Source organism: Acinetobacter sp. YH12231 (genome assembly GCF_013417755.1).
In the GTDB taxonomy this organism is placed as follows: Bacteria; Pseudomonadota; Gammaproteobacteria; order Pseudomonadales; family Moraxellaceae; genus Acinetobacter; species Acinetobacter amyesii.
In genome coordinates this window covers 1-11,183 of record NZ_VPDJ01000042.1, presented here as the reverse complement: position 1 = coordinate 11,183, position 11,183 = coordinate 1, and the positions used below count along the sequence as shown (strand labels likewise).

The 11,183-nt window shown below is 42.9% G+C and carries 8 protein-coding genes, 3 pseudogenes and 1 other annotated feature; of the genes and pseudogenes, 8 read left to right on the top strand and 3 right to left on the bottom strand.

From position 1 onward, the window contains the following. Positions 1-189: 189 nt before the first annotated feature. Positions 190-894 carry an IS6-like element IS1006 family transposase gene (locus FTV11_RS16385; RefSeq protein WP_001067784.1) on the top strand — a complete coding sequence of 235 codons (705 nt, stop codon included), beginning with the start codon at positions 190-192 and terminating at the stop codon, positions 892-894. 65 nt (positions 895-959) lie between these two features. Here FTV11_RS16385 and FTV11_RS16380 read toward each other — a convergent pair whose 3' ends face one another. Continuing rightward, positions 960-1,499 carry a plasmid replication DNA-binding protein gene (locus FTV11_RS16380; RefSeq protein WP_096902770.1) on the bottom strand — a complete coding sequence of 180 codons (540 nt, stop codon included), beginning with the start codon at positions 1,497-1,499 and terminating at the stop codon, positions 960-962. Positions 1,500-1,629: 130 nt separating this feature from the next. Next, positions 1,630-2,637: a replication initiation protein gene (locus tag FTV11_RS16375; RefSeq protein ID WP_096902771.1), complete on the bottom strand. Its 1,008-nt coding sequence runs from the start codon at positions 2,635-2,637 to the stop codon at positions 1,630-1,632. 2,308 nt (positions 2,638-4,945) lie between these two features. Here FTV11_RS16375 and FTV11_RS16370 point away from each other — a divergent pair. The 7 genes and pseudogenes from FTV11_RS16370 to FTV11_RS16345 all read left to right on the top strand — a co-directional run bounded on the left by FTV11_RS16370 (position 4,946) and on the right by FTV11_RS16345 (position 10,860). Beyond that, positions 4,946-5,911 (top strand): hypothetical protein, encoded by a 966-nt coding sequence (locus FTV11_RS16370; protein WP_180058830.1) that lies wholly within the window; start codon positions 4,946-4,948, stop codon positions 5,909-5,911. Beyond that, a complete protein-coding gene (locus FTV11_RS16365) occupies positions 5,911-6,600 on the top strand; it encodes a hypothetical protein (protein ID WP_180012498.1) in 690 nt (229 codons plus the stop codon). The genes FTV11_RS16370 and FTV11_RS16365 overlap by 1 nt, the downstream gene beginning before the upstream one ends. A 161-nt stretch (positions 6,601-6,761) precedes the next feature. Continuing rightward, positions 6,762-7,328, top strand: coding sequence for a recombinase family protein (locus FTV11_RS16360; RefSeq protein ID WP_006581699.1), 567 nt, complete (start codon positions 6,762-6,764; stop codon positions 7,326-7,328). A gap of 182 nt (positions 7,329-7,510) precedes the next feature. Then, positions 7,511-8,483 (top strand): annotated as a pseudogene (locus tag FTV11_RS16355) (IS3 family transposase). Continuing rightward, positions 7,800-7,916 (top strand) — a sequence feature (AL1L pseudoknot). (Overlaps the previous pseudogene by 117 nt.) Positions 8,484-8,634: 151 nt before the next feature. Next, positions 8,635-9,849: a chloramphenicol/florfenicol efflux MFS transporter FloR gene (floR, locus tag FTV11_RS16350; protein ID WP_000214122.1), complete on the top strand. Its 1,215-nt coding sequence runs from the start codon at positions 8,635-8,637 to the stop codon at positions 9,847-9,849. 27 nt (positions 9,850-9,876) lie between these two features. After that, a pseudogene (locus tag FTV11_RS17280) lies at positions 9,877-10,176 on the top strand (LysR family transcriptional regulator); the annotation flags it as partial. A 3-nt stretch (positions 10,177-10,179) separates the two neighbouring features. Next, the gene (locus tag FTV11_RS16345) at positions 10,180-10,860 is read left to right on the top strand and encodes a LysR family substrate-binding domain-containing protein (protein ID WP_109354582.1); all 681 of its coding nucleotides are present in this window, start codon (positions 10,180-10,182) and stop codon (positions 10,858-10,860) included. A 197-nt stretch (positions 10,861-11,057) separates the two neighbouring features. Here FTV11_RS16345 and FTV11_RS16340 read toward each other — a convergent pair. Then, positions 11,058-11,183 (bottom strand): annotated as a pseudogene (locus FTV11_RS16340) (IS4 family transposase); the annotation flags it as partial.

The window sequence follows — 11,183 nt, the reverse complement described above, 5'->3', positions numbered from 1 at the left end:
CAGCAGGGGTGTCATCGGGTCGTCATCCACCGCATCCGAGGCCAGATAGCTGTTTTCGACATCCCGTTCCAGCAGGCCTTGCCGTTCCAGATAGCGACCCACCCGGTGGGCGATGGTGTGCGTCAGCGGCACTGTTGCAAATAACCACGAATGGTAAGCTGAAGACTGTTTTAGCTAAAGGTGCAGCATATGAATCCTTTCCATGGTCGGCATTTTCAGGGCGAAATCATTCTTTGGGCTGTGCGCTGGTATTGTAAATATGGCATTAGCTATCGTGAACTGCAGGAAATGCTGGCCGAACGGGGTGTGAATGTTGATCACACGACTATTTACCGTTGGGTTCAACGTTATGCTCCTGAAATAGAAAAACGTTTACGCTGGTATTGGCGTAATCCTACAGATCTGAGCTCGTGGCATATTGATGAAACCTATGTAAAAGTGAATGGACGATGGTCTTATCTGTATCGTGCAGTCGATCAACGTGGCGATACCATTGATTTTTATCTTTCTTCTAGACGTAATACCAAATCAGCATATTGTTTTCTTGGAAAAATTTTAAATAATGTGAAGAAGTGGCAAATTCCACAAGTGATCAACACGGATAAAGCACCCACATATGGACGTGCTTTATCACGGTTAAAACGGGAAGGTAAATGTCCACCAGACCTTGAGCACAGGCAAATTAAGTATAAAAATAACGTGATTGAATGTGATCATGGCAAGCTAAAGCGGATCATCAGGGCCACATTAGGATTCAAATCTATGAAGACGGCTTATGCCACAATTAAAGGTATTGAAGTCATGCGTGCACTACGTAAAGGACAAGCATCGTCATTTTATTATGGTCAGCCTCAGGGTGAAGTGTGTCTAATCAACAGGGTTTTCGGTCTCTAAGTACTTTTTAAAGGGAACATCATCGACTCAAATCTCTATTTGCAACAGTGCCTTAAATAGTCCTATCATCCATAGGGCTTGAAAAAACGGCTCCAGAAGCCCCTTTTTTCTGGTTCTGGCTCAATATGTTCAGGGACTGGAATACGCTTATTTTCCTTTTGTTCCGGAGTAGTCAATCCGTCATCTTTCTGGTCTGGTTCTAGTTTAGGATTCTCTATCATCTCAGAATCAACAGGAGGAACAACTTTGTGCTCTTCTACCCCTGTTTTTGGTTGTTCAAGCTGACCTTTAAACTCAATTCTATGAGTCAAATCTTCTATGTGTTGCATCAAAGCCTTTTCTCTGTGATTGGCTAAGTCCAATTGATTTTTAAGTAATGAAATTTGATCTTTTAATACAGTTTCGACTTCTGACTGGACGTGTACATGTACATCCTTCTGTACGTGTTCAGTGCGTGTACTGGACTGAACACCTGAAGGATTTCCGTAGACTCTGATAAGTTCAGATAGATCTATAAGACCATCATGATCCCTTGATAATTCACCATTTTTTATAGCTTCGTATATTGTTGTACGTGATTTTTTAAAGGCTTTACTAGCGTCCATAACGCTAAATTTTGTTGTGTTCAATGGAATCCCTCAGTGCGTGTACAAGGATGTTCATCTGAACATTCTACCTAAACATGAAATTTATTTTGTATTAAAGCCTACTTTCTTTAGATAGGGGAGTAGCTCTTCAATTTTTTTGTTCAATAGTAAGGTCGACATTGAATTCTGCTAATTTTTCAATCCATCTATTACCTTCGTTGTTCTTAAAATCAGTTTTTATTCTTTCTACTAATTCGTCTGTAGTCTCACCAGATTCTTTGAATCTCAAGCTCAATTCTTCACTTTGAATTATCGTTAAATAAACCATTTTTGCAGTTATTTTATTTTGCGCTTGGTTACTACCAGTTTCACTTTGTTGATTAGCTCCAATAGTTTTCTTTTTTCTAACTATAAAATTAACATGACTAGCTTTGCGTCCTTCTTTCTTAACTGCTTTAAACTCAATAGTCAGTTCTGTTTTAGAGTTAATGTCATCAATATGAGGTTTAAGAATAGTACTTTTGAAATCTCTATATTCTGGGTATGAATTTTCTGCTAGACCTAAAGCACTTTTTAATTCTTTAATGGATACATCGAAATTAGAACGAAATTCATTTTGTACCAAGAATGGGTAAAGTTTTAAACCGTGACCATGTAAGGCAACAGCCGACTTAACTTTAAATTTTGTATACGAATTTTGTTTATTAAAAACATACATAATGTATAGGGCAAAATGCGTGAAAGAAATATAAAAACATCCATCCTTGTATGAGCATGTACTAATGAGTCTTGTTCGAATTTCTCGATCTTTTCCAGGATGATAAAAAACTACACTGTGGTCGTAGAGAGCATCTACTACTCGGTTTAAGGCTACATAAGCACTGCTTGGCTTTAAGCCCGTCAATTCAGCATATTCTTTAGCTGTTACAGTGAATTCTGTTGTTTCATTGGGATCTGATGCTAGCCGAACTTTAGGGCTAAAAAAGAATAGCAATTTTAGAATATCGTCTTTTGGTGATTTCTCATGCTTCAATTGCCAGAAAATATTTTGAAAGACAGCATAGTCTTTTGGATAACGTTTGGCAGGTGCTGCAAGAGGAAAAAGAGATTTGTCATGTTCCTCAAAATTTTTAATTTTCTTTAATGATACAGCCATCTAAAATCACTATTCTTCTATTATGTGGTGGTATTTTTAATACTATTCACCCCCACTTATTAAGTCAAGCATATCTTGATTACAACCTAACATTTCGCCCCCACTAACCTAACATTTCGCCCCCACTAACCTAACATTTCGCCCCCACTAACCTAACATTTCGCCCCCACTAACCTAACATTTCGCCCCCACTAACCTAACATTTCGCCCCCACTTAAAGTCAAAAACCTAACATTTCGCCCCCACTTAAAGTCAAAAACCTAACATTTCGCCCCCACTTTAGTGTCTGAAACACTGGTATAGCAACACATTGAGACTGGTCGTAAAGCTTTTTAAAAGCTTTTTAAAAGCTATTAAAAGCTTTTAATAAAGCTTTTAAAATTAATAAATGAAAAATTGCCCTTGGTTTTCGCTACGCTCAAACTCTATTGAATCTCGCTTTCGCTCGATTCGCCGGGGCAATTTTTTGGTTTATGTTTTCGTGAATTTAAGAAAAAGCAAAAGCAAGATCAAAAGCAACTCGGAATTCGCTTCGCTCATAGAGCTTTTTTACTCGCTACGCTCGGTCTAGGCTCAAATTTCTGCATATGATTTACGCTTATTTAGGCTTCACAGCTTAAAAAACGGTTTTTCAGAGAGTCTAGGCGCGAATTTTGGTGGTTCGCTCGTAGACACTCGCTCTATAGATGCTTATACAAGGCTTAAAATGGCGTTTTTTAGCCCGATTACAAAGTCATGTGATGAAATGATGGTTTTTGCTATGAAGTGGCTTAAATCGCAAATGAGAGCGAAATAGAGTTATTTTTATAAAGACAAACCCAGCCCCTAAGGGGCTGGGTTCTTAAAACCACTAGTTTGTACGTATTTATACTGCATCAACAGTTTGAAAATATCATTGTCGGCCAAGACAACTAATTTTCACGATTGTAGAATCGTTTTAAGACAGTTTTTTCGGTAAATCATGCTAGCCAAAGCATGTTGATACCACTCGAATATTACCGAAAAAAATCTGTTTTCAATCACCTTAAACATCACCAACTTATCGGCATAGACTTTCCCAATTAACAGCGCTTACGTTTTTATTCGCTCGAACTGTCTGCAACCTCGATGTAGCTAAGGTTTTGTACTGGTCTATTCTCTAACACTTCTAAAGACCGTCACCGATCACCACCTCGTTGTTTGCCTAGAATTGCTTTTCTGTGAACTCATCAATCAGAAATTAAATATCTACAACTCATACGGTGTGAAGTGCGCCCACGTTAGTTTCACTTGTCTTTGATTTCAATAAAAAACATTGAAATCGAGTAGTACGCTTATCTCTAACTTAACTAAAATCAATTCCATACTTCGCTAGACCGCAGTTCCAAGTCTTTTCTAGCTTATATTTCCTAGTTAAATTAATAAGGTAAAGCACTTACTCTACGCATATCGACTGCCATCAACTATTTTGTAGTTGTATGTTGACAGAGACGACCTTACAGGCTTGAGCTATCCATTGATCTGTCAGCAATTTGCAACGTATCTCTACGAATTCAGCAAATCACCGTACAGTACCGAACGATCCAGTTATTCACCTCACGCCCCTGACACCTTACGATGCCCTCAAAAGCCCACCTGTGCGCCTTGACTATGCCCTTGCGAAGCATCTGCCAAGCGGTTATTAACGCCATTCACCCAATCCTTGAGATGGCTCACCGTAACAAATAAAACAGGGTTAATTCACTAAGTTACCAGTCGCATGTTTTAAACGCTGATAACCCGTCAATTCCCGTGTCCGTGTCGCCCTACTTGCATCCTGTAAAAACAGGAACATAACTTTTGTAACAGGTAGAAAAGAGGAGTCACACCTCTCAGCCCCTATCGTAGCCGCGCCAGCTAGATTTCTCACGCACGCAGCTTCACCGATAAAAATTTTCACAACTTGGCACGTTGCGAAAATGGGTGATGTTGTTTGTTCATGGTTGGCAATCCATGAACAAACAATTTTTAAGGAAAATTGAATGTATGGATTGGCAGTCCAACGAAAAAACAATATCTACAAATCTGATCTTATGCGTATCAAATACCATGTCAAGTCGAATTTTTGGAACTGCTAATTATGCGATAGCATAATTCGGTTATAACTACCTATAACTAGTCTTTTAGATATAACTATTAAAAAAATCTTTGGAATACCTTTAAGAATCTACAAATGAAGGTATATTGATAATTAAATTTTTGGACTAAATAAGAAAAAATGATTTATTACACCACTGGCATAAAAGAGTTCACTCATACGACCCTTGCATGTTTCAGCAAAGGTTACGATTTGGGAATTTTGATTAAACCGAGCAGTTTTAGTAATGCAGAATCCATGCTTGAAAAGTGGAATGACCGCTATGGTTTGCTGAATACACCACAACAGCAGTATCGAAAATTTCTGTCCGGACAAAGTACGTTTTGTTGCATCGTTGCGAATGGCGGTTGTTTTCAGAAAGAAAATCTAACCGAAGCTGATTTTTATCGTTACTTGCGTGATAAATCGAAAAATGAAAATAAGTTATATACCCTTAGACCCCCGACTTTGCTTTTACTTTGCCGTGTAAATGACTTACTTCTACGTTTGCCTGATGGTGTGATTATTCAGAATAAATATGATCATCTTGATTATTTAAATGATCAAATTTCTAAACAGGTCAAAGGTGCTGAAACCTTTGGAAAGATATCCTTAACAGTGGGTGAATATACTTTTTTACAGCTCACAAAACGAGCCAAAAGTATCAAAGAATTGCAAGAAATGGGTTTAAGTGAAAATACCAAACATGCGACTAACTTTACATGGCGTTTGAAGCAAGAAGCGTTTGAGGCTGTGCGTCAACGTGGCGTTAATTTGGTAAATAGCTTTCAAAAAAATAAATCCAATACGGATGTAAAAGAACATTTTGAAAAGTACCTTTTAAGCCTTGAGGGCTATATTGGCTACCGTGGTGTACGTGTGCAGATCGGTAAGTTATATAGCATGTTCACGGCTTATTTTCAGTCAAAAATGAACCGTAGTTTTTTAGGTGCAGGTGGACGAAAGTTAAATCTAAGCTATGTCCGTGCTTCCACTCCAAAAATTAAAAATAATACGGAAATCCATACATATTTTAGGGCTATTAAAGACGAAGCCAATCAAAGCTCAAGAGAGCTACTTTTGGCATGGAAAAGCAGTGAGGAGGGTAAGAGGTTTTTAGCGTCCAAAAGCAGTGATGGCTATGTTTATAGCGATAGTTTTTACAAGGATATTGAGTGATGGCTAAAACCCCTTATTTCAATAAACGTAGGTGGCTTGAGAGCCGACAGGATGAAATTACCGAGCTGTACCGCACGGGTAAAAGTTGGCATGAAATTGTTGAGCATTTAAAAATTTCTCATGCCATGCCCTTTGCCCTGATTGAAGCCGATTTTTTTAAATATTGTGATTTTTTAGTTGATGAGGTTGCGACAAGTCACTTTGAGGAAAATATTGAGCTACAGCGACAGCTCACCGACTTTAAAAAGCAATTTTCTACAATAGAAAAAGCTAAAGAATCTCTAGAACAAGAGAATGAAGCCCTCAAAGAAAAAAACATAAAACTGACTGCTAGAGCAAAGCAGTTGATTCAAGAGTCTAAAGAGCAGGATGAATTTAATGAGGAAAGTCAAAAAATCAATGCCGATCAAGCGAAAAATCTTATTCAGCAGATCAATTTAAATAAACAACTGGAGCAATCCAATACTGCGCTATCACTTAAAAATGAACAGCAGAGCGAAAAATTAGAAAAAATTTCAAAATATATGGATGCTATTCAGGCTGAAATGGATAAGTTTTCAATGTCAGAGGTGGAGTATAAGGAGAAAATTAAAATAGCTCATGATACGATTTTTAGGCTTAAAGCAATGCTAACAGTGCTACTTGTAATATTGTTAGGTTTCGCCTTTAAATCAGGTTTATTTGCGTAGAAAAGACGATTTCACAGAAGATGCGACATTATGTAAATTTGGAGTATAGCCTAACGGAACAAAATAAAGTCTTAAAAAGCAACTCAAAAACCGTATTTATAGACTTAATATTTAATTTCGGTACAATATGTATTTAATTATCTAAACTCTAACGGTACAGAATGCCTAATCAGGTCGGATATATTCGAGTCAGTTCAACTGAACAAAATACTGAACGTCAATTAGATGGAATCAGCCTGGATAAGACCTTTACTGAAAAGGCAAGCGGTGGTAGCCGTGAACGTCCTCAGTTAAATGCAATGCTCGACTATCTGCGTGAAGGTGATACGGTGCATGTTCATAGTATTGATCGTCTGGCACGTAATACAAATGATCTGAACGAAATTGTGAATAGTCTGAATGATCGTGGTATAACCATTATTTTTCATAAAGAGAATTTGACCTTCAGTCATGATGTAGCACAATCGGCAATAAATAAACTCATGTTTCAGATGCTTGCTGCATTTGCAGAGTTTGAACGCTCCATGATCCGTGAGCGTCAAAAGGAAGGAATTGCAAAAGCCAAAGCGAAGGGCTTATATAAGGGAAGAAAGCGGAAGGTTGACTATGTTGAAATACGAAAAGCAATGGCTGAAGAAAATTCAACATTTAGAGGTGTTGCAGAAAAGTTTAAAGTAGGGATAGCAACAGTACAAAGAGCTTTAAAAGAAGAAACTAATAATCAATAAGGTTGATTAATGAAGACGCTTAGATATTCAAATTTAGAAAAGATCATGACCATTTATACTGAAATTTCTACTTATATTACATTTCATAATGCGACTGGTTTAACAGATATAAATAAATCAATGGAAGATTTTTGAACCGTACCGGGTTTGTCGGAGACCAAGCTTTCTGAGAGAATGTCCCGATGAAAAAAGTAAAATATACCCCTGAAATCAGAGAAAGAGCGGTTCAATTATTGATTGAATCCGAGAAAGATTATCCATCGAATTGGGCTGCGATCACCGCTATTGCTCCCTGAGCAGTATACTGCGCAAGGGTTGTACTCCTGAAACACTACGTGTTTGGTATCAAAAATATTTAGATAAACAAAATCCAGTTAAAGTACAGCAGCTTTCAGACCAAGAACGTATCAAACAACTCGAACGCGAAAATAAAGAACTGCAACGCGCCAATGAAATTCTACGTAAAGCAGCCGCTTTTTTCGCCCAGGCGGAGCTCGACCGCCCACACAAATAATGGTGGATTTTATCCATAATAATAAAGAGCTGTACGGAGTCGAGGCGATTTGTAGAATTTTACCGATCGCACCTTCAACCTATTACCGGACTCTAGATCTCTGTGAAAATCCAGAACATCGAGCAAAGCGAGATTTACATGACTTGCATCATGCTGAGGAGATTAAACGAATTTGGAAGGAAAGTTCAGGTCGGTATGGTGTACGTAAAGTCTGGCAAAAACTGAAACGTGAAGGCTATATTATTGCGCGCTGTACTGTTGCTCGATTAATGCAAAAGCTAGGTATAAAAGGTGTTTGGCGTGGTAAGAACAAACAAACCACCCGTAGCCGAGATGATCAAAAACGAGCGGATGACTTGGTAAAACGTAATTTTACTGCTGATCATCCTGACCAACTGTGGGTGAGTGACTTTACGTATATTCAAACAAATTCAGGCTGGGTTTATACTGCATTTATTATTGATGTGTTCTCACGAGCAATTGTTGGATGGAAAGTATCGACACGGATGAATACAGATATGGTGCTCGATGCATTGGAGCAAGCATTTAGGGCGGCAGAGGGGGCTGGAACGCTGAGTGCGCCCATGCCGCATTGCAAAGCAAAAGATAATCGGATAAAATGTAGCAATTCATATTCGTAAGCGTGGAGTAATCAGATGGGAAATTCCAAGTCAGCAGACAAGTAAGCCGCAACAACCAGTATTGTTGTTGCGGCGCTCTGTAAGGCTAGTCTCATCTGATTGCTGACGAGCAGACGTCGCCCGGTATTCCTTAATCGAGGGTTGATTCGTCATGACCACCACACGCCCCGCGTGGGCCTATACGCTGCCGGCAGCACTGCTGCTGATGGCTCCTTTCGACATCCTCGCTTCACTGGCGATGGATATTTATCTCCCTGTCGTTCCAGCGATGCCCGGCATCCTGAACACGACGCCCGCTATGATCCAACTCACGTTGAGCCTCTATATGGTGATGCTCGGCGTGGGCCAGGTGATTTTTGGTCCGCTCTCAGACAGAATCGGGCGACGGCCAATTCTACTTGCGGGCGCAACGGCTTTCGTCATTGCGTCTCTGGGAGCAGCTTGGTCTTCAACTGCACCGGCCTTTGTCGCTTTCCGTCTACTTCAAGCAGTGGGCGCGTCGGCCATGCTGGTGGCGACGTTCGCGACGGTTCGCGACGTTTATGCCAACCGTCCTGAGGGTGTCGTCATCTACGGCCTTTTCAGTTCGATGCTGGCGTTCGTGCCTGCGCTCGGCCCTATCGCCGGAGTATTGATCGGCGAGTTCTTGGGATGGCAGGCGATATTCATTACTTTGGCTATACTGGCGATGCTCGCACTCCTAAATGCGGGTTTCAGGTGGCACGAAACCCGCCCTCTGGATCAAGTCAAGACGCGCCGATCTGTCTTGCCGATCTTCGCGAGTCCGGCTTTTTGGGTTTACACTGTCGGCTTTAGCGCCGGTATGGGCACCTACTTCGTCTTCTTCTCGACGGCTCCCCGTGTGCTCATAGGCCAAGCGGAATATTCCGAGATCGGATTCAGCTTTGCCTTCGCCACTGTCGCGCTTGTAATGATCGTGACAACCCGTTTCGCGAAGTCCTTTGTCGCCAGATGGGGCATCGCAGGATGCGTGGCGCGTGGGATGGCGTTGCTTGTTTGCGGAGCGGTCCTGTTGGGGATCGGCGAACTTTACGGCTCGCCGTCATTCCTCACCTTCATCCTACCGATGTGGGTTGTCGCGGTCGGTATTGTCTTCACGGTGTCCGTTACCGCGAACGGCGCTTTGGCAGAGTTCGACGACATCGCGGGATCAGCGGTCGCGTTCTACTTCTGCGTTCAAAGCCTGATAGTCAGCATTGTCGGGACATTGGCGGTGGCACTTTTAAACGGTGACACAGCGTGGCCCGTGATCTGTTACGCCACGGCGATGGCGGTACTGGTTTCGTTGGGGCTGGTGCTCCTTCGGCTCCGTGGGGCTGCCACCGAGAAGTCGCCAGTCGTCTAACCGACGACTGGTAGCAGGCCCGCTCCGATGCGGCGCACTAACCATCGAAACCTCGTGAATGTCGGTATCCTGTCTGGCAGGATACCGCTCATTTCCCTTGTTCAGTTCATCGCCGTCGCCGAGCATCTGAATTTTCGGCATGCGGCCAAGGCACTTGGTATCAGCCAGTCGAGCGTCAGCGCGCGTGTGAAAGCGCTGGAGGATAACCTTGGTGTCCTGCTATTTGAGCGCCATGCGCGGGGCGTTCGGCTAACAGACGCAGGCAGGCACTTCATGGAGCGTGTCACGGCGGGTGTCGATCAACTCGATCACGCAGTGAAGACCGCAGGCATGACAGCTCAAGGAGAATACGGCCGGCTTCGCATCGGCATCCATGCCTTAATCCCACGCAGCTTTCTCACGGAGCTGATCCGTCATTATCGGGAAGAACATACGGGCATTGAGGTTGAGATCACCGAAGGCACAGCCCGCGATGCGGTGATGCAGCTTCGTGCTGACCAGCTCGACGTGGTGTTCGTCGCGGGCAAGCCCGAGATGCCCGACTGCCATACCCGACCGATCTGGACCGAACCGCTGGTGGCCGTGCTATCGGATGGGCATCGCCTCGCCGGGCAGTCCGCAATCACTTGGTCCGATCTGGTCGGCGAGACTTTCATTGTTCGCTATGGTGGCACCGGCCCGCAGGTCCATGACCATATCGTGCTGCGCCTTGCCGGGCGTTGGCCCGCACCGTCGATCCGGCGCTTTGATGTGGGGCGCGACACGCTGCTATCTATGGTCGGACAAGGCTTCGGCATCACTATCGTCGGCGAGGCAACGTCATTGTTGCCGACGACCGGCATCGTCTTCCTGCCCTTCCTCGATGAACCGGAGCCGGTTGCCTTTACAGCCGTCTGGTCGCCGTTCAATCGCAACTCCGCACTGAAAAATCTACTCAACCTCGCAGGCAAAATGAAGCGTGACGGCGATTCGCCCAATCGTTTCCTGGATGGCACTCGACCGGCACGATAACGGCACAGGCGATCCATCCTATTTGCCGCCGATAGTATCCGGCAGCCCTCCGGCATCCTCTTTCCTGTTGCCCGTCCCGATTTTGCCTACTCTCTGATCGGCTCCGTCTCTTTTGCCGACTGGAGCCTGCATTGCGCGGAGGCCGAATCCTTTGGGGTCAGATCGCCGTAGTCATCACCATCGTTCTGGTGATGACACTGAGAAATTTGACGATAATCAAAATACTGACCTGCAAAGAAGCGCTGCATACGTCGATAAAATGATTGTGGTAAACACTTGATGGGCAAGGCTTTAGATGCAGAAGAAAGATTACATGTTTGCTT

What these genes read in the sequence shown, in the direction of transcription:
- FTV11_RS16365 (WP_180012498.1), top strand. Translation starts at nt 5,911, where the DNA reads ATGGCTAAAACCCCTTATTTCAATAAACGTAGGTGGCTTGAGAGCCGA.
- FTV11_RS16375 (WP_096902771.1), bottom strand. Translation starts at nt 2,637, where the DNA reads ATGGCTGTATCATTAAAGAAAATTAAAAATTTTGAGGAACATGACAAA.
- floR (WP_000214122.1), top strand. Translation starts at nt 8,635, where the DNA reads ATGACCACCACACGCCCCGCGTGGGCCTATACGCTGCCGGCAGCACTG.
- FTV11_RS16385 (WP_001067784.1), top strand. Translation starts at nt 190, where the DNA reads ATGAATCCTTTCCATGGTCGGCATTTTCAGGGCGAAATCATTCTTTGG.
- FTV11_RS16380 (WP_096902770.1), bottom strand. Translation starts at nt 1,499, where the DNA reads ATGGACGCTAGTAAAGCCTTTAAAAAATCACGTACAACAATATACGAA.
- FTV11_RS16345 (WP_109354582.1), top strand. Translation starts at nt 10,180, where the DNA reads ATGACAGCTCAAGGAGAATACGGCCGGCTTCGCATCGGCATCCATGCC.
- FTV11_RS16360 (WP_006581699.1), top strand. Translation starts at nt 6,762, where the DNA reads ATGCCTAATCAGGTCGGATATATTCGAGTCAGTTCAACTGAACAAAAT.